The sequence below is a fragment of the uncultured Ferrovibrio sp. genome, from assembly GCF_937960835.1.
Taxonomy (GTDB): Bacteria; Pseudomonadota; Alphaproteobacteria; order Ferrovibrionales; family Ferrovibrionaceae; genus Ferrovibrio.
In genome coordinates, this window is sequence record NZ_CALGPC010000006.1 from 25,111 (window position 1) to 43,950 (window position 18,840).

General features: G+C 64.9%; 15 protein-coding genes. 8 read left to right on the plus strand and 7 right to left on the minus strand.

Going from position 1 to position 18,840, the window contains the following annotated elements; all coding sequences use genetic code 11:
• Positions 1-28: 28 nt before the first annotated feature.
• Positions 29-1,927 (plus strand): nucleoside-diphosphate sugar epimerase/dehydratase, encoded by a 1,899-nt coding sequence (locus Q0603_RS04485; RefSeq protein WP_298722673.1) that lies wholly within the window; start codon positions 29-31, stop codon positions 1,925-1,927.
• Positions 1,928-1,942: 15 nt separating this feature from the next.
• On the opposite strand, the gene Q0603_RS04490 is transcribed toward Q0603_RS04485, so the two are convergent.
• From Q0603_RS04490 to Q0603_RS04505, 4 genes are all read right to left on the minus strand, one after another.
• Positions 1,943-2,920 (minus strand): CoA ester lyase, encoded by a 978-nt coding sequence (locus tag Q0603_RS04490; RefSeq protein WP_298722676.1) that lies wholly within the window; start codon positions 2,918-2,920, stop codon positions 1,943-1,945.
• Between the two features lie 83 nt (positions 2,921-3,003).
• On the minus strand, positions 3,004-3,918 hold the full coding sequence (locus tag Q0603_RS04495) for a site-specific tyrosine recombinase XerD (protein ID WP_298722679.1): 915 nt from the start codon (positions 3,916-3,918) through the stop codon (positions 3,004-3,006).
• A gap of 23 nt (positions 3,919-3,941) precedes the next feature.
• Positions 3,942-5,876 (minus strand): hypothetical protein, encoded by a 1,935-nt coding sequence (locus Q0603_RS04500; protein ID WP_298722682.1) that lies wholly within the window; start codon positions 5,874-5,876, stop codon positions 3,942-3,944.
• Between the two features lie 2 nt (positions 5,877-5,878).
• The gene (locus Q0603_RS04505) at positions 5,879-6,010 is read right to left on the minus strand and encodes a hypothetical protein (protein WP_298722685.1); all 132 of its coding nucleotides are present in this window, start codon (positions 6,008-6,010) and stop codon (positions 5,879-5,881) included.
• 148 nt (positions 6,011-6,158) lie between these two features.
• Here Q0603_RS04505 and Q0603_RS04510 point away from each other — a divergent pair, with 148 nt between their 5' ends.
• From Q0603_RS04510 to Q0603_RS04525, 4 genes are read left to right on the plus strand one after another with little or no spacing between them, the layout of a single operon-like run.
• Complete coding sequence (locus Q0603_RS04510) at positions 6,159-6,845, plus strand: shikimate kinase (RefSeq protein WP_298722688.1); 687 nt, start codon at positions 6,159-6,161, stop codon at positions 6,843-6,845.
• Positions 6,842-7,963, plus strand: coding sequence for a 3-dehydroquinate synthase (gene aroB, locus Q0603_RS04515; protein ID WP_298722691.1), 1,122 nt, complete (start codon positions 6,842-6,844; stop codon positions 7,961-7,963). The genes Q0603_RS04510 and aroB overlap by 4 nt, the downstream gene beginning before the upstream one ends.
• A gap of 8 nt (positions 7,964-7,971) precedes the next feature.
• Complete coding sequence (locus Q0603_RS04520; protein ID WP_298722694.1) at positions 7,972-9,261, plus strand: HlyC/CorC family transporter; 1,290 nt, start codon at positions 7,972-7,974, stop codon at positions 9,259-9,261.
• 10 nt (positions 9,262-9,271) lie between these two features.
• The gene (locus tag Q0603_RS04525; RefSeq protein WP_298722697.1) at positions 9,272-10,162 is read left to right on the plus strand and encodes an AEC family transporter; all 891 of its coding nucleotides are present in this window, start codon (positions 9,272-9,274) and stop codon (positions 10,160-10,162) included.
• On the opposite strand, the gene Q0603_RS04530 is transcribed toward Q0603_RS04525, so the two are convergent.
• Both Q0603_RS04530 and Q0603_RS04535 read right to left on the minus strand, forming a co-directional pair.
• Complete coding sequence (locus Q0603_RS04530) at positions 10,116-10,445, minus strand: ribbon-helix-helix domain-containing protein (RefSeq protein WP_298722699.1); 330 nt, start codon at positions 10,443-10,445, stop codon at positions 10,116-10,118. The genes Q0603_RS04525 and Q0603_RS04530 overlap by 47 nt on opposite strands.
• Positions 10,446-10,628: 183 nt before the next feature.
• Positions 10,629-10,922 (minus strand): BolA family protein, encoded by a 294-nt coding sequence (locus tag Q0603_RS04535; protein WP_298722702.1) that lies wholly within the window; start codon positions 10,920-10,922, stop codon positions 10,629-10,631.
• Between the two features lie 105 nt (positions 10,923-11,027).
• On the opposite strand from Q0603_RS04535, the gene Q0603_RS04540 reads away from it, so the two are divergent.
• From Q0603_RS04540 to cobT, 3 genes are read left to right on the plus strand one after another with little or no spacing between them, the layout of a single operon-like run.
• On the plus strand, positions 11,028-11,642 hold the full coding sequence (locus Q0603_RS04540) for a DnaJ domain-containing protein (protein ID WP_298722705.1): 615 nt from the start codon (positions 11,028-11,030) through the stop codon (positions 11,640-11,642).
• Between the two features lie 56 nt (positions 11,643-11,698).
• Positions 11,699-12,700 (plus strand): cobaltochelatase subunit CobS, encoded by a 1,002-nt coding sequence (gene cobS, locus Q0603_RS04545; protein ID WP_298722708.1) that lies wholly within the window; start codon positions 11,699-11,701, stop codon positions 12,698-12,700.
• An 18-nt stretch (positions 12,701-12,718) separates the two neighbouring features.
• Positions 12,719-14,590 carry a cobaltochelatase subunit CobT gene (cobT, locus tag Q0603_RS04550; protein WP_298722710.1) on the plus strand — a complete coding sequence of 624 codons (1,872 nt, stop codon included), beginning with the start codon at positions 12,719-12,721 and terminating at the stop codon, positions 14,588-14,590.
• A 22-nt stretch (positions 14,591-14,612) separates the two neighbouring features.
• On the opposite strand, the gene Q0603_RS04555 is transcribed toward cobT, so the two are convergent.
• Positions 14,613-18,809, minus strand: coding sequence for a PAS-domain containing protein (locus Q0603_RS04555; RefSeq protein WP_298722712.1), 4,197 nt, complete (start codon positions 18,807-18,809; stop codon positions 14,613-14,615).
• Between the last annotated feature and the right edge of the window lie 31 nt (positions 18,810-18,840).

Here is an 18,840-nt window from a genome sequence, read left to right on the forward strand (position 1 = left end):
ATCGTATCTTCGCCGAAACCGGCGCGTCATGCTGGTGGCGCTGCATGACCTGGTCATGGCGGCCGCTTCCTTCCATCTGGCGCTGCAGTTCCGTTATTGGCTTGCCGACCTGCCTTGGAGTGCCGGCGAAAGCTGGGCCGGCATGCTCATCTTCTCAGCCGTAGCCGCCATCGTATTCCAGTATTGCGGCCTCTACCGTGGCATCTGGTATTTCGCCTCGCTGCGCGATCTGCTGAACATCGCGCGTGCCAGCGCATTGTCGCTGCTGATCTTCCTGCCGCTCCTGTTCTTCGTCACCCGGCTTGAAGCCTATCCGCGCAGCGCCCTGGTGCTGCAATTCTTCATTCTCGTCTGTTTGCTGGCCGGTCCGCGACTGCTGTACCGGAGCTGGAAGGACGGCAGCCTGATCGAGGTGCTGAGCCGCGCCGAGGACAAGCGCGTGCCGGTCCTGCTGGTAGGATCGGGTCTTGCCGCCGATGCCTTCATTCGCGAAACCGAGCGCAACCGGCTGACCGAGTATCGCGTCGTCGGCATTCTCGACAACAGCGAGAGCCGCCAGGGCCGCGACATGCGCGGCGTGCGCATCGTCGGCAACATCGAAGATCTGCCTGAGATCGTGCGCAATGCCCGCGATATCGACAAGCCGCGCCGCATCATCGTGGCGGACGAGCGCATCGGCGGCGCCGCGATCCGTGCGCTGCTGGAAAAGGCGGCGCCGCTGGGACTGAGCGTGGCGCGCCTGCCGCGCTTGACCGAATTCCGCAAGGAAGGCGTGGGCGCGCAGCAGCCCAGGCCGATCGATGTTGAGGATCTGCTCGGCCGGCCGCAGCGTGTGCTCGACCGCGCGCCGGTGGCCCAACTGATCGCAAACCGCCGTGTGCTGGTCACCGGCGCCGGCGGCACGATCGGCTCGGAACTGGTGCGGCAGATTGCCGACCTCAAGCCCGCCCTGATCGTGCTGTTCGAGCAGAGCGAGCACGCGCTGTATCAGATCGACCTGGAAATGGCCGAGCGGTTTCCGGCGGTGCCGCGTGCTGCCGTGATGGGCGATGTGCGCGTGCCGGATCGCATCGAGCAGGTCTTCCGGCAATACCGGCCCGAGATCGTCCTGCATGCCGCGGCCTACAAGCATGTGCCGCTGGTCGAGGCCAATGTCGAGGAAGCGGTGCTGACCAATGCCATCGGCACCCGGCTGGTGGCGGAAGCCTGTCAGCGCCATGGCGTTGCGACCATGGTGCTGATTTCCACGGACAAGGCCGTCAACCCGACCAATGTGATGGGCGCGACCAAGCGCGTGGCGGAGATGATCTGCCAAAGCTTCGATCTGACCCAGGGCGCGACGCGGTTCGTGACCGTGCGGTTCGGCAACGTGCTTGGCTCGTCAGGCTCGGTGGTGCCGCTGTTCCAGCGTCAGCTCGCCGCCGGCGGTCCGCTTACGGTCACTCACCCGGAAGTGACGCGCTTCTTCATGACCACACGCGAAGCGGTCGAGCTGATCCTGCAGGCCGCAGCATTACCAGCTGGCGAGCTTCATACAGAGGGCAAGATCTTCGTGCTCGACATGGGCGAGCCGATGCGCATCCAGGATCTGGCGCGGCAGATGATCCGCCTTGCCGGCCTGCGGCCCGATGTCGATATCCAGATCGCCTTCACCGGTTTGCGGCCGGGCGAGAAGCTGTATGAGGAAGTGCTGCATCGCGACGAGGCCCTGGTGCCGACCCAGCAGGATGGCGTGCTGCTGGCCGCGCCGCGGGTGATCAATCTGGCCGAATTGCAGCCGGCGCTGGAAACCCTGATGCGCGCCGCCAAAGCGCGCGAAACTGCCCTGGTTCTGGCCCAGCTCAGGCAGCTCGTGCCGGAATTCCAGCACGCGCCGCTTGGACAGGATAAGAGCGCGGTGAAGTCTGCCGTGGATGCGGCAGACTGACGCGTCCTGCGCGCGTCAGCCGCGCGCGATCAATTCCGCCTGTTTGACGATGCCTTCGGCCTGGCGGATGGAAGCGATGTCGATCAGCTTGCCGTCCAGCGCCACCGCGCCTTTGCCTTCGGCCTGCGCCTGTTGCATCGCTTCCAGGATGCGGCGCGCCTTCTTCACTTCCTCTTCCGGCGGCGTGAAGACTTCGTTGGCGAGCGGGATCTGCGAGGGATGGATCGCCCATTTGCCTTCGCAGCCCAGGATCGCGGCGCGATTGGCCTGCGCTTTGTAGCCATCGGCATCGGAGAAGTCGCCAAACGGGCCGTCGATCGGACGCAGACCGTTGGCGCGTGCCGCGACCACCATGCGGGCGATGGCATAATGCCACATATCGCCCCAGAAGAATTCGCGCGGCTTGTCGCCGTCCTTGTCGGTCAGCACGCCATAAAGCGGATTGGGGCCGCCGATCGAGGTGGTGCGGGCGCGGGTCGAGGCCGCGTAATCGGCGACACCGAAATGCAGGCTTTCCAGGCGGGGCGAGGCGGCTGCGATCTCATGGATGTTCTGCATGCCGAGCGCGGTTTCGATGATCGCCTCGATGCCGATGCGGCGCTTGAAGCCCTTGGCGGTTTCGATCTGCGTCAGCAGCATGTCGACGGCGTAAATGTCGGCTGCCGTGCCGACCTTCGGTACCATGATCAGATGCAGCTTGTCGCCCGCGGCTTCCACCACCTCGACGACATCGCGATACATGTAATGCGTATCGAGGCCGTTGATGCGCACAGACAGGGTCTTATTGCCCCAGTCGATATCGTGCAGCGCCTGAATGATGTTCTTGCGCGCCTGCGGCTTGTCATCGGGCGCAACGGCATCTTCAAGGTCGAGGAAAATGACGTCGGCTGCGGATTTGGCGGCTTTCTCGAACAGCTTGGTGTTGCTGCCGGGCACTGCCAGTTCGCAGCGGTTCAGCCGGGCCGGGGCGGGGGTGATCGTCTTGAAGCTCATGGCGCTCTACTCTCCCTTGGGGTCTGTTGCATCTGCTAACTGTGCCGGCGTTGCTTGGCAAGCCTGACGTTGGGATAACAGAATTACCTTTTCGCCAGCGGATGATGCTCGCGCACCAGTGCCTGTTTGCGGGCTTCCAGCACATGCGTGTAGATCTGCGTGGTGCTGATATCGGCATGGCCGAGCATCTTCTGCACGGCGCGCAGATCGGCGCCGCGCGCCAGCAGATGGCTGGCGAAGGCATGCCGCAGCACATGGGGCGAAACCTTGCTGGGCGATAGGCCGGCGGCAACGGCGAGATCTTTCAGCAACTGCCCGAACCGCTGGCGCGTCAGATGGCCGCTGTCGCCCCGCGAGGGAAACAGCCAGGGGGAGACCTGCTTCGGCGCCAGGAATTCCGAGCGCCAGCCGGCATAGGCTTCCACCGCCTTGCGGGCCGGCTCGCTCAGCGGCACAAGACGCTCCTTGCCGCCTTTGCCGCGGATTACCAGGAAGCGCGCATCGTCGCCGAAAGGCGGCCAGCGCAGGCCGACCAGTTCGCTGACGCGCAAGCCGGTGGCGTAGAGCAGTTCCAGCAGGCAGTTCAGCCGCGCCGATTCCGCCGGATCGTCGCGCAGCTTGCGGCTGGCTTCCAGCAGGCGGTCGACTTCTTCCTCGCTGAGGATTTTCGGCAAGGGGCGCGCGCGCTTCGGCGCATCCAGCAGGGCGGCTGGATCGTCACTGCGAATGCCTTCCTGCGCCAGAAACCGAAAGAACTGGCGCAGCGCCGACAATCTGCGCGCAGCAGTCGCCGGCTTCATGCCCTGATCAGCCAGGCCCTGCACATAAAGACGCAGCGAATCGATGCCGACCGTTTGCGGTGTTTCGTTGCGCGCCGCGAGAAAGCCGGCGAAGTCGGCCAGATCGGTCTGGTAGGCCAGCAGGGAATTCTGCGCCAGCCCCCGCTCGGCGCTCAGCATCTCAAGAAAGTTTTCGATATGGCGATCGGTGCGGGCCATCGTTCGGCTGCGCAGCTGGCGCGTCAGAGGCCGCGCCGCAACGCCACATCAAGCGCGATCCGCCGGGCATCCACTTCCAGCTCAACCTTGCGAAGCGCCTCCAGTGCCGTGGTCAGCGTCAGCCCGTCGGCTTCCTCGGCGCCATTCGGGCCGAGCAGCGCCAAGGCCAGCGCCGCGGTCTCCGCCCTGGCCTTGATCTCGGAGGCCCGCAACAGGCTGCGCCAGACGGCAATGGACGGTGCGGGCCGGGCATTGTTCTCGACCGGCACCAGCAGGATGTCCCAGCGCTCGGGCGGCACCGGGAAGCCGACGCCTTCTGCCAGGGTCAGCAGCAGTGTGATGCGCATATTGCGCTCCGGCGCCTTCAGAGAGTCGAGCGTCGCCAGCCAGGCCTCATAGCGGCTGTCGCGCCATTCGGCTTCAGCGCCAGCCAGCAGAAGCAGAGGCCAGGCCTGGGCGACGGTTTCGCCGGCCTTGCCGGTCTCCGGCGGGATTGTCAGCGCCGTGTTGTACCACAGCCGGGCGATGCCGGTATCGCGGGCGGCCAGCGCCAGCCGGATCATTGCCGGAGCGGCGGCTATCGTGCTGTCATCGGGCGTGACGTCGGCCAGGAAGGGCTGCAGGATCGCCGCGGTCGGGAACAGCAATTCGCGCGCCTGCGCCAGTTCGAAAGCCTGGCGCAGAAACTCGGCCCGCGTCTTGGCATCGGTGGCGGCCTTGACCGACTGATAAAGATAGGCGGCCGCGCGGGCGGATTTATCCTTGCCGCCGGCCAGCGCCGCGCGCTGATTGTCGGCAATCTCGACCGCCGCATAGGCTTCGGCCAGCGCAGCCGGCGGCAAAGCGCCATAACGGGCGGCGCGTTCTATTGCCGCCAGGCGCAGCTCGGCATCCGCCTTTTCATAGCGGGCCAGCGCCGGCAGCAAAGCCGGCGTCGCAACATCCAGCGTGTCCTTGGGCAGCGGCCGTCCGGCCGCGCGCAGCATGGCGAAATGCACAGCGCTGGCGCCGCCGAGCGTTTCAACCTTGGCGCGGGCATCGCCGCGCAGCGCGGCAGCCAGCGCGTTAAATGGCGGATCGTCGCCGCCGTTGTCGCGCCACAGGCTGAGGGCCAGATCGCCGCCGGCGATGTCCTTGGCGTGATAGCGGCACAGGACGACGATCTTCTGCCAATAGGCAGCGCCATCCTCACGCAGCCCCTGATTCGCCATCTCGCAGGCGCGGTCCAGATCGTTGCGCAGCAGGGCCGCCTCGACGGGAAGCTGCAGGAAGATCGGATCCTTCAGGCTGGCGGGCCTGGGCGTTGCCAGTTGCTCGGCCTCGCCCACCAGTCCCAGCTTGTAAAGCTGAGAGATGCGGGTGCCGAGCAGGCTGGGCGTGCCGGGCTCGCCCTTGGGCACTTCGGCAAAGGTAAGCAGCAGCCGGCGTTGCAGATCGCGCAGCGCCGGTGTGGCGACCGGGGCAGGCAGCACGCCAAGCACCTGGATCGCCTGACGCAGAGCGGTGCCGTCCCACATATGGGCGCCGAGGCCGCCATTGGTATCGTCGAGCAGGCCCGTCGAAGACGGATCGGGGGCGCCTAGCGGCTGAATGACGAAGCCGTCGGTTTCCTGCTGGACAGTCTGCAGGCGATTCTGCTGATCGGCCTGCGCATTGCCGGGCAGGCCTGCGGGCGTGTCGAGCGGCGGCGTATTCGACTGTGCCGGGAGGGCGGGAGCCTGGAATTGCCCGGGGGCCTGCGACTGTGCGGGGGCCTGCGACTGTGCGGGGGCCTGCGATTGTGCGGGGGGCTGCGACTGTGCGGGGGCCTGCGCCGGGGCCGGGGCTTCGTCCGGATTGCCGCCCGGCGGGATCAGCCGGATCGGCTGGGCCTGCACCGCCGCGCTGGCAGCGACCAGATGGGCGGCCAGGCCGGCCGCCAGGGCGAGCCGCCCCGCCTGCAACACCGCCCGGGTCATCGCTATTTCCCCAGCTGGTCGGCGGGAATGACCTTCTCCACCTTGGCGCGCGGCGCGGGAATGTCCCAAGTGGCAAGGAAGATCGCTCCGCCGCCCAGCAGCAAAACGAGAAACAGCAACAAAATGGTCGACATACGGGCCATGCGGCTTGGGCTCCGGACTAGGGATTTCCCGGCGGCGGACGGGCCAGAACCCGGCCCGCGCGCTGGAAATGTGACGCGATTGCTTTATTGTATCGACGCGGCGGGACCCAGGCAATGCGGCCCGCCACACGGAGACGACGTGAACATCTTCAATACAGCGTCTGCCGTCGCCGCTTCATCCGACGATTCGTCCAGTCCCGAATCCCAGTCCGATGCCGCGCCGGCCGACCGGGGCGACACGAAAACGAATGACGGCACCGGCCTGCGCAGCTTGGTGCTGGTCGGACTGATGGGGGCCGGCAAAAGCTCGGTCGGGCGGCGGCTTGCTGCGGCGATCGGCTTCGATTTCGTCGATGCCGATATCGAGATCGAGAAGGCCGCCGGCGCCACGATCCCGGAAATCTTCGCCACCCATGGCGAAGCCGCCTTCCGCGATGGCGAGCGCAAGGTGATCGCCCGCCTGCTGGAACAGCCGCGCATCGTGCTGGCGACCGGGGGCGGGGCCTACATGAATGCCGAAACCCGCCAGCGTATCCGGGAGAAAGGCGTCTCGATCTGGCTCAAGGCCGATCTGGACGTGCTGGTGAAGCGCTGCGCGCGGCGCAACCATCGCCCGCTGCTGCAAAACGGCGATGTCCGCGGCACGCTGGAGCGTCTGATGCACGAGCGTTATCCCGTCTATGCCGAGGCGGATTACACCGTCATCTCCAGCGACGGGCCGCATGAGAATGTCGTCGCTCAGATCCTGGCGGTGCTGCCGGCTGCCTATCGTGACGGGGCCGCCCAGAATTTTGCCGCCTCATCGAAAGTGAAGTCATCGCCATGATCCGCAAGGTCCGTGTTGCTCTGGACGATCGCGCCTATGACATCCTTGTCGGCGGCGGTTTGCTGGCGCGTGCCGGCGAATTCATCGAGCCTTTGCTGCGGCGGCCCTTCGCCGTCATCGTCACCGACGAGAATGTCGCCGACCGTCACCTCGGCACGCTGAAGCGCGCGCTGGCGCAGAAGAATATCGGCTGCGAGGCGGTGATCCTGCCGGCGGGCGAAAGCCAGAAATCCTATGCCGGATTCGAGCAGCTGTGCGAGGCGCTGCTGGCTCTGAAAGTCGAACGCCGCGATCATCTCATCGCGCTGGGCGGCGGCGTGATCGGCGATCTGGTCGGCTTTGCCGCCTCGGTGCTGCGCCGGGGCATGGATTTCATTCAGGTGCCGACCTCGCTGCTGGCCCAGGTGGACAGTTCAGTCGGCGGCAAGACGGCGATCAACAGCCGCCAGGGCAAGAACCTGATCGGCGCCTTCCATCAGCCGCGGCTGGTGCTGGCCGATGTCGATCTGCTCGACACTTTGCCGCCGCGCGAATTGCGCGCAGGCTATGCCGAGGTGGTGAAATACGGCCTGCTGGGCGATGCCGATTTCTACGCATGGCTGGAAGCCAACGGCGCCAGGCTGCTGGCCGGCGATGCGCAGTTGCGCGCCGAGGCGGTCGAGCGCTGCTGCGCGCATAAGGCCCGCATCGTTGCCGCCGACGAACGCGAAGAGGGCGAGCGCGCACTGCTCAATCTGGGGCATACCTTCGGCCATGCGCTGGAAGCTGAGACCGGCTATTCGCAGCGCCTGCTGCATGGCGAGGGCGTTGCCGTCGGCATGGCGCTGGCCTTCCGCCTGTCGGCATCTCTGGGCCTTTGCGATGCGAGCCTGGCGCCACGCATCGAGCGCCATCTGGAAGCTGTCGGCCTGCCGGCGCGGCTGCGCGACGTCGACGGCGCCGAGCGTTTCTCGCCCGCCGTCCTGCTCGATCACATGAAGCAGGACAAGAAGGTGCGCGACGGCAAGCTGGTCTTCATCCTGGCCGAAGCCATCGGCCGCGCCGTACAGCGCAATGACGTCTCGCCGCGCGCGGTCGAAGAGCTTCTGTCCGAGCAACTGACCAAAACGGCCGCCTGACTGCCGCCATGGCCGATACCATCATAATCGTCACCGCAGTAGCCATCCTGCTGCTGCTTGCGCTGTCCGCCTTTTTCTCGATGTCGGAAACCGGCCTCACTGCCGCGTCGCCGCCGCGCATCCATCATCTGGCGGGCGAGGGCAAGGCGCGCGCGCATACGGTGCTCAAGCTGCTGGAAATGCGCGATCTGCTGATCAGCTCGATCCTGCTCGGCAACAATGCGGTGAACATCCTGGCCTCGGCCTTGGCCACCAATCTGCTGATCGCCGTCTTCGGCGACGCGGGCGTGGTCTACGCCACTGTCGCGATGACCGTGCTGATCGTGATCTTCGGCGAGGTGATGCCGAAGACCTATGCGATCAACAAGCCCGAACGCGTGGCTTTGGCGGTGGCGCCGGTCATTGTGCTGCTGATCAGGCTGCTGGCGCCGCTGGTGCGCGCGGTGCAGTGGATCGGCGTGCAGACCCTGAAGCTGTTCGGCGTCCATATCACGCGCGAACAGCCGCTGACGGCGAGCGAGGAAATCCGCTCCGCGCTGCAGCTTCATGCCGAAGAAGGCACCATGGTGAAGCACGAGCGCGACATGCTCGGCTCCATCCTCGACCTTGAGGAAGTGCCGGTCGGCGATGTCATGGTGCATCGCCGCAACATGGTGATGCTGGATGCCGATCTGCCGCCAGAAGAGCTGGTAAGGCAGGTGCTGTCCAGCCCGCATACCCGCATCCCGGTGTGGAAGGGCGATCCCGAAAACGTCATCGGCGTGCTGCATGCCAAGGATCTGCTGCGCGCGCTCGCTGCCGTGCAGTTCGACATCCAGCAGATCGACCTGCAGCGCCTGCTGGCGCTGCCGTGGTTCGTGCCGGAAACCACCACCTTACGCGGCCAGCTCAACGCCTTCCGCCAGCGCCGCGCGCATTTCGCCCTGGTGGTCGACGAGTACGGCTCGATCATGGGGCTGGTCACGCTTGAGGACATTCTGGAGGAGATCGTCGGCGATATCCGCGACGAGCACGATCCAGCGCGGCGGATCTACCGCCTTCAGCCTGACGGCTCGCTGATCGTCGACGGCACCGCCACGATCCGCGACCTCAACCGGCAGTTCGACTGGCATCTGCCCGATGATGACGCCACTACCATCGCCGGCCTGGTGCTGCATGAGGCGCAGATGATCCCCGATCCCGGCCAGGTGTTCATTTTCCACGGCTTCCGTTTTGAGGTTCTGCGGCGCCTGCGCCATCAGATCACGCTGCTTAAGGTCACCCCGGTCAGCGAGCCGGATCAATCGGACAAAAACTGAGTACTCCTTTATGGCATTTGCGTTGGTTGCCGAAGTTTTTACGGTCATCGCGCCGCTTTTCGTGCTGGCCGGCTTCGGCTGGCTATGGGCCAAGCGCGGCCGTCCCTTCCAGGTCGATTCGGTCAGCCTGCTGGCGACCAATATCGGCACGCCCTGCCTGGTCATACATACCCTGCTGTCGACGGAGATCGACCGCACGATGCTCGGCACCATGCTGGGCGGCAGCATTGCCGCGATGGCCTGCTTCATGGCGTTCAGTGCGCTGGCGCTGAAGCTAATGCATCTGCCGGTGCGCAGCTTCGTCACCTCGCTGACCTTTCCCAATGCCGGCAATGCCGGCCTGTCGCTGTCGCTGTTCGCCTATGGGCAGCCGGGCCTGGCGCTCGGGATTTTGTTCTTCGCCATGTCCTCGCTGGGCAACTGGACGATCGGCCAGGCCGTGCTGGCCGGCCGCGGACAGCTGCGCGAGGTGCTGCGCTCGCCGATGATCTACGCCACGCTCGCCGGCATCCTGGGCAATCTCGCCGGGGTGGAACTGCCGTTATGGGCGATGCGCAGCCTGCAGGTGGCGGGCAACATCGCCATTCCGCTGATGCTGCTGACCCTGGGCGTGTCGCTGGCGACCCTGAAGGTGCAGGACCTGCGCAACGGCCTGATACTGTCGGTCCTGCGGCTGGGGCTTGGTGTCGCTGTGGGCTTTGGCCTGAGCGCGCTGCTTGGCCTGGAAGGCGCGGCGCGCGGCGTCTTCCTCATCCAGTGCATGATGCCGCCGGCGGTGGTGAACTACGTCTTCGCCGTACGCTATGCCCGCGAGCCGGCGGCGGTGGCCAGCCTCGTCGTGCTGTCGACCCTGCTCAGCTTCGCGAGTCTTCCAATTCTGATGCTGTTCGTGCTGTCGTAAGCGGCGCTCTGGCGCGCCCCGAAGGCTGGGTGCCCAGGCCGGCCACGCCATGGCTGGCGCCGGGGACCGCAAGGCCGGACTGGGTGATGAAATAGGTCAGGATGGCGCTGCGGATCCGCGAGGTCAGGGTCTTCTCCCGCCGGGCCGGGTCGCGGTCGATCATCGAGGCGAAAACGTGGCGGTCGATTCCCTCGATCTCGCAGATCGCGTCGAGAGCCGCCCATTCAAGCTGCTCCAGCCGGATACTGGTGCGGCCGCGGTCCAGGCGCAGATTGCGCGTCACCAGACTTGATCCGTCAGACGGGTATGCGTTGTGCTGTGGGTGTCGTGTCACGGGCATGACACAACCAATAATAGCTCTTGTTGAAATGTTCAAATAAAAAGGTTGTATAATGCAGGGAAATTGACTCGGATGGTTGTGGCCAATCCACCCTCTGGTAGTGTTCCAGGCCATCGGCCTGCCGGATCAGGGCGCGCTTTGGCGCTGGTTTTCCTCCGGTGTCAGGGCGGTGATTGCCAGCGCATGGATGCCGCCGGCCATTTCCTCGGCCAGGATCTGGTAGACCAGCCGCTGGCGCTGCAGGCGGGGCAGACCCTCAAAACGGGCGGAGACGACGGTCAGCAGGAAATGGGTCTCCCCCGGCGGCAGGCCCTTCATGGCTGCATGGCCGGCATGGCGGGCCGAGTCGTCGACAAGGTCCAGCCGCTCCGGCGCCAGGGCGGCGGTCAGTTTGGCCTGGATGCGCTCTGCCATCGACATGACGAATACTCCTGCGGGGCTTACGAAAAATGCATGTCCGACGCAGGGTAGGACAGCACCTATTGCCTTGCCAGTGTCATGCCGCCGCCCCATACTTTCGCGGTTATGACAAGAGCCCGTTCCGCCAACCAGAAAGTCTTCCTCGATCTTGCCGCCGAGGCGGCCTTCGGCCGCAGCCAGGCGCGCCGCTGCGACCATCCGGGATGCAGCGAGGAGGGTGCATTTCCGGCCCCGAAAAGCCGGGAACCCCGTGACGGGCGGTGGTATTTCTGCATGACCCATGTCCGCCAGTACAATGCCGGCTGGGACTTCTTCCGGGGCATGAGCGCGGCGGAAATCGAACGCTACCAGCGCCAGGACATGCTGGGGCACCGGCCGACCTGGCGGATGGGAACCAAGCCGCAGCGGGAAGAGCCTCAGGTCTGGGTCAAGGACGATCTCGGCATCCTGGCCGATGTCGGGATCAGCCTGGGCGCCGGGCGGCGGAAATCGAAGGCCGAGCTGCAATTGCAGCCGGCGGAACGCGAAGCCATGATCACGCTTGGCTTCGATCTGGACAAGGTGGTGTTGCCGTTGCGAAAAGCCGACATCAAGGCCCAGTACAAGATGATGGCCAAGCGGTATCATCCCGATACCAATGGTGGCGACCGCGCCGCCGAGGAAAGGCTGAAAAGCATCAACCAAGCCTATGCCTTCCTGCAATCGCGCGGTTATACTTGAGGCGATTGAGATCCAGGCTGACCAACTTTTAGCCCAAAAAGACCTTCGAGAGTGAGATGACGGCCCTCCAGACCAAGTCCATTTCCGCGCCGGCTACCGACATGCCGGACATCACCGTTTCCGTGCGCGACGTGTTCGGCATCGAGAGCGACATGAAGGTGCCTGCCTTCAGCCAGCCGACCGAGCATGTGCCGGATCTCGATCCGACCTATCGTTTCGACCGCGAGACCACGCTCGCGATCCTGGCGGGCTTTGCCTATAACCGCCGCGTGATGGTGCAGGGCTATCACGGCACCGGCAAATCGACGCATATCGAGCAGGTCGCCGCGCGGCTCAACTGGCCCTGCGTGCGCGTCAATCTCGACAGCCATATCAGCCGTATCGATCTCGTCGGCAAGGACGCCATCGTGCTGCGCGACGGCAAGCAGGTCACCGAGTTCCGCGAAGGCATCCTGCCCTGGGCGCTGCAGTCGCCGGTGGCTCTGGTGTTCGACGAATACGACGCCGGCCGCCCGGACGTGATGTTCGTGATCCAGCGCGTGCTGGAAGTCGAAGGCAAGCTCACGCTGCTTGATCAGAACCGCGTGATCCGCCCGCACAAGGCGTTCCGCCTGTTCGCCACGGCGAACACCGTCGGCCTGGGCGATACCAGCGGGCTCTATCACGGCACCCAGCAGATCAACCAGGGCCAGATGGACCGCTGGAGCATCGTGACCACGCTGAATTACCTGCCGGCCGAGGACGAAGTGGCCATCGTGCTGGCCAAGTCGCCCAGCTATGCCGGCGAGCAGGGCAAGAAGACGATCCAGAACATGGTGGCGGTGGCCGATCTGACGCGCGCCGGCTTCATCAACGGCGATATCTCCACCGTGATGAGCCCGCGTACGGTGATCACCTGGGCCGAGAATGCCCGTATCTTCGGCAGCGTCGGCTTTGCCTTCCGGCTGACCTTCCTCAACAAATGCGACGAACTGGAGCGGCCGATGGTGGCTGAGTATTACCAGCGTTGCTTCGGCGAGGAATTGCCCGAGACCGCTGCCAAGGCCGACCTTAACTAGCCGGCCGCGGCCATTGTCATGGCGAAGCCGGAAAGCCCGATCGAACCTTTCAAGCGCGCATTGACCGCGGCGACGCGGGCGATTTCGCATGATCGCGACCTGCAGGTCAGCTTCGGACCGGAAACGCCGGGCCTGCGCGGCAAGCGGGCGCGGTTGCCGGTGCCGGGACGAGACCTGCCGCCGGAGGAAGTGGCGCAGATCCGCGGGCTGGCCGATGCCATGGCGCTGCGGCTGCGCCATCACGACGATGCGCTGCATTCCAAGCTGCTGCCGCAGGGCGGCACCGCGCGGGCGGTGTTCGACGCGATCGAACAGGCCCGGGTGGAGGCGATCGGTGCCAACCGCATGGCCGGCGTGGCGAAAAATCTCGCCGCCGCGCTGGAAGACCGGTGCAAGAGCCGCGGCTATGCCAAGGTCAAAGACCGTTCCGAAGCGCCGCTCGCCGATGTGCTGGGCCTGATCGCACGCGAGCGCCTGACCGGCGAAGCCATCCCCGAAGCGGCGCGCAAGATGGTCGCGCTGTGGCGCGACTGGATCGAGGAAAAGGGCGGCGAGGATCTCGATCGCCTGTTCGACGCCATCAACGACCAGCGCGCTTTCGCCAAGGTTGCCCGCAAGCTGATCCGCGATCTTGATCTTGCCGAGGATGAAGGCGGCGAGATGAATGATGAGGAAGAGGGCGAGGATCAGGACAGCCAGGGCCAGCAGCCGCAGAGCCAGTCCGACGGCCAGGAATCTGAACAGGGCGAAGCGGCCAGCAGCGGCATGGAGCAGGCCGATGCGGCCGATGCTGCCGGCGGCGAGGCTGTCGAGATGGAAGCCGAAGCCGGCATGGAGCAGGAGGCCGCCGGCTCAGGCGAGGAGGCCGGCAAGGGGCGCCGTCCGCCTTATGCCGATCAGATGGGGCAGAACCGCGAGCCGACCTACAAGGCCTATACCAAGCAGTTCGACGAAGTGATCGACGCCGACGATCTTTGCGACAACGAGGAACTGTCGCGCCTGCGTCATCATCTCGATCAGCAGCTCAGCCATTTGCAGTCGGTGGTCGGCAAGCTTGCCAACCGCCTGCAGCGTCGCCTGATGGCCAAGCAGTCGCGTTCCTGGTATTTTGATCTTGAAGAAGGCATCCTCGATGCCGCGCGGCTTGCCCGCGTCGTCGCCAATCCCACCTTGCCGCTGAGCTACAAGCAGGAAAGCGACACTGAATTCCGCGATACCGTCGTTTCGCTGCTGATCGACAATTCCGGTTCGATGCGCGGCCGTCCGATCACGGTTGCGGCGATGTGCGCCGACATTCTGGCCCGCACCCTGGAGCGCTGCGGCGTGAAGGTGGAGATCCTTGGTTTCACCACCCGCGCCTGGAAGGGCGGCCAGAGCCGCGAGAAGTGGCTTGCCGACAACAAGCCGCCGCATCCCGGACGGCTCAACGATCTGCGGCATATCATCTACAAGGCCGCCGATGCGCCCTGGCGCCGCGCGCGCCGCAATCTCGGCCTGATGCTGCGCGAGGGCCTGCTCAAGGAGAATATCGACGGCGAAGCGCTGATGTGGGCGCATGACCGGCTGCTGGCGCGGCCCGAACAGCGCCGCATCCTGATGGTGATCTCTGACGGCGCGCCGGTCGACGATTCCACGCTTTCGGTCAATCCGGGCAATTACCTGGACCGCCATCTGCGCGAAGTGATCGAATGGGTCGAAAAACGCTCGCCGGTGGAGCTGGTGGCGATCGGCATCGGCCATGACGTGACGCGCTACTACAAGCGTGCGGTGACCATTGTCGATGCCGAGCAGCTCGGCGGCGCCATGATGGACAAGCTGGCCGAGTTGTTCGACGAGACTCCGGCTGCGGCGCAGCCGACACGCCGCGGCGCCCGCCGCCGCGCCGCCTGAGCAACGGGTTTAGTCCGGCTTTTCAGTTCAGCTTCTTCAGCGAGGCCAGCAGGTCATTCAGACCGGCCTTGGCCTTGTCGCTGAGTTTTTCCGCTTCGCCGGAATCTGACGCGCCGGCCCCCGTTCCTGCCTCAGGCTGAGTTGCGGAAGCTGCGCCGCCGGTTTCCCTGGCGCTGATCACGCGGTTCATGGCGGCGATCAGCTGCGGCAGGGCAATCGGCTTGGCGATGTAGTCGTTCATCCCTGCCGCAAGATAGGTCTCGCGGTCGCCCTCCATGGCATTGGCGGTGAGCGCGATGATCGGGATCGTCGCGCAATCATGCGGCAGGCTGCGGATCGTCTGGGTCGCCTGGATGCCGTCCATCTCCGGCATCTGCACATCCATCAGCACCAGATCGTAGGGCATCTTCTGCACCTGCTCGCAGGCTTCGATGCCATTGGTGGCGACATCCACCTGATGACCCAGCTGGCGCAGCATCAGGCCGATCACCATCTGGTTCACCTGATTGTCTTCCGCCACAAGGATGCGCATGGGTCGCCGGGTCGCCGGGCCCTTGTCAGCGGCCTGCGGGACGGTGGTGACCACCGGTTCGCCTTCTTGCAGAGTGACGCTGAACCAGAAGATGCTGCCTTCGCCTTCGACGCTTTCAACACCGACTTGTCCGCCCATCAGCTCGATGAGCTGCTTGGAAATGGCAAGACCCAGTCCCGTGCCGCCGAAACGCCGCGCAATCGAGCTGTCAGCCTGCGTGAACCGGCCAAACAGGTTCTTCAGCTTGTCCTGCGCAATACCGATGCCGGTATCGCAGACCCGCACCGTCAGTTTGTAGGCATTGTCGGGCTGCCGCGAGGTTTCGACCAGGATTTCGATATTGCCGCGGTCGGTGAACTTGATCGCATTGCCGAGCAGGTTGAACAGAACCTGGCGCAGGCGGCCCGGATCTCCTTTCAGGAAACGCGGCATGTCGGGCGGCAGGCGGCTCTGAAGCCGCAGGCCCTTCATCACCGCGCGCGGATTCATCATCGAAATCGCGCTCTCGATCAGTTGCGGCAGATCGAAATCGATATGCTCCAGATCGATGCGGCCGGCTTCCAGCTTGGAGAAGTCGAGGATGTCGTTGATCAGGGTCAGCAGATGCTCGGCCGATTCACGCGCCGTGGTGACGAGCTTGTTCTGCTGCGGCGACAGCTTGGTGTTCAGCAGGAGGCCGATGGTACCCAGAACGCCGTTCATCGGCGTGCGGATCTCGTGGCTCATCATGGCGAGGAATTCGGATTTCGCCCGGCTGGCCGCTTCGGCGCGGTCTTTTTCGATGGCGAAGCGATCCGCCAGTTCGCGCAGCTGGAAGGCCTGCTGCTCGACCTGCCGGTTGGCGGCTTCCAGCTCGGCGACATGGCGCTCCAGCGCGGCCTGCTGTTCCTTCAGCGGCGTGATGTCGCGCGCGATGCTGACGATGCCGCCATCGGCGGTGCGCTGTTCCTGCACCAGCAGCCAGCGGCCTTCGGCGGTCAGCCGCTCGAGGACCGGACCGGGATTGCGGTGCGCTTCGAGGCGCTCGGCAATCCAGGCTTCGGGGTCGCCGGAAATCACGAACTGGTCGGTGGCGAGGCCGTGGCGCAGGGTATCTTCGAAAGTAAGGCCGGGCCGGAGATAGCCGACCATTTGCGGGTAGTAGTCGAGAATCCGCTGGTTGAACAGCACCACGCGGTCGTTCTTGTCGTAGAGAATGAAGGCTTCGGTGATCGCATCGATGCCGTCGCGCAGCTGGCGTTCGGCGCGCTTGATCGCGGTGATATCCGTGCCGATGCCGACCGTGCCGCCATCGGCGGTCCGCTCCTCGCGCAGCAGAATCCAGCGGCCGTCGGCCAGGCGGCGCTCGATCGGCCCGCCCGGGTCGCGGTGGCTGGCGATCCGGTCGGCGATCCAGCGTTCGGGATCGACGCCGCTGGCAATGAAGACGCCGCGCTCCACGCCGGTGCGCAGCAGTTCTTCGAAGGTGACGCCCGGCCGGATGATGTCAGCCAGTTTCCAGTAATAGGCGACGAAGCGCTGGTTGAAGAGCACCACGCGATCGGTCTGATCGTACAGGACGAAGGCTTCGTTAATCGACGAGATCGCGTCGCGCAGGCGCTGCTCGGCCTTCTTCAGGTCGCTGATGTCGCCGACGATGGAGATCACGCCGCCATCGGCGGTGCGGTGACGCTGGATGCGCAGCCAGCGCCCGGGATAGACCTCGGCATCGATGGGCCTGCCCGACGGATTCCAGAAGTCCTGCCGCAGCGTTTCCAGGAACTGATCGAGATCGAGGTTTGGCGAGACGCGCTGGCGTAGCTCTCTGGCAACGCGCAGCTCGTCATCGATATGGCTGCCGACCTTGACCCGCTCCGGGCTCTGTCCGGTCAATTCGTAGAAGTGCCGGTTGATCAGCACGAGATAGCCGTCGCGGTCGTAGAGTGCAAAACCTTCGGTCAGCGCATCAATGGCATCGCGCAGGCGCTGCTCCGCCAGCTTGAGGTCGGTGATGTCGGAGAAGACGCTGATGATGCCGCCGTTGGAGGTCCGACGGCGCGTCGTGCGTACCCATTTTCCCGTCGTATAGGATACGTCGACCGGCTTGCCGGTGGGATTGCGGAAATCATTCCGTATGGCCTCGGCAAAGGCGCTGACATCGAAGTCTGGTGTCTGCGCCTTGCGCCGCTCGACCAGCACATCGATCACGTCTTCGAAGGTCTTGCCCGGGTGGATACGCTCCGGATCGTGCTCGGTGACCTCGTAGAAGCGCTGGTTCACCCGGATGATGCGCTCGGCCGCATCGTAAAGCACGATGCCGTCGCTGATGCTGGAGAAGGCGTCGATCAGGATCTGCTCGGCCTGCTTGAGGTCGGAGATGTCGGAAACCATGCTGATGACGCCGCCATCGCCGGTGCGGTGGCGTACGCTGCGCAGCCAGAAGCCCGGCCGCGGCTCGACATCGAAGGGCTGTCCGCTGGGATCGCTGAAATCCTTCCGCAGTTCCGCGACATAGCGGAGTACGTCGTCCTCGCGCCCCTGCCGCCGGTCCGACGCCGCGATATGGGAGAGAATCTCCTCGTGGTTGGTGCCGGGCTTCACCGTCGCCGGATCGTGGCCGGTCAGCGCGTAATAGCGGCGGTTGACCATGATGAGGTCACCATTAGGGCCGAACAGCGCGAAACCTTCCGCCAGCGCCTCGATGGCATCGCGCAGACGCTGCTCGGCGGCACGGGTGCGCCTGATCTGGTGCTGCAGGACGAGGAGGAACAAGCCGGAGGCGGCCGCCGCGACGCAGAAGGCGATCAGGTTGAAGGACAGGTTCTTGCGCCAATCGGCCAGAATGTTTTCAACCGAAATGCCGGCCGTCACCACCAGAGGATAGCCGTCGACGCGGCGGAACGCGATGTAGCGGGGCGTTTCATCCGGAACGGTATCCGACAGATAAAGGCCGTTCTCAGCGGTGGCGAATTCCGGGTGCAGGATGCGGGCTTCCAGCATCGCGGTTTCGCCTGAGGGACCGGCTTCGGGAATGCGGGCCAGCCGGTTGCCGTTTTCATGCAGCAGCGCCAGCGAATTGCCGGGCGCGATCAGCGCCTCGCGATAGAAGGCGATGAAATAATCCGGATCGATGGCTGCGGAGATGACGCCGCCAAAACTGCCATCCGGCCTGGTGAACCGGCGGCTGAGGCTGATTGCCCATTTTCCGCTGCGACGGCTGATGGTCGGTTCGCCGACGAACAGGCCGCCATGGCCATCGCGCGCATGCGCCAGGAAATATTCACGGTCGGAGCCGTTGAAGCTGCCCGGTGCATTGCCTGCGCTATCGATGATTAAATCGCCATTGGCATCCAGCACCAGATAGGCACGAAGCTGCGGCAATTCCGAAAGCCGCGCATTCATTCGCAGTCGCACCGCCGACAGATCGCCAGCGTCGGTGCTGGGCATGCTGCTCAGTGTCTCGGAGAAATTCTGCAGGAATATGTCAACGGCCGAAAATGTGCGGCCGGCATGTTCGTCCAGCACCGTTGCAAGCGAGCGCGCTGTCGCTTGCCCTGCGTCAATCTCGTCGTGATACTGACGATAGAGCTGCAAGCCGAGAATGCCGGCGAGCAGAAGCAGCAGGCCGCCGACGAACAGGGCCGGGGCGATGTTCCCGGCGGATCGGGACTTGCCGGCCGATGGCCGGGCTGCGGTTCCAATGAGCATGCGGTGCCGCTGCTATGGTGTCAGAAAGGGA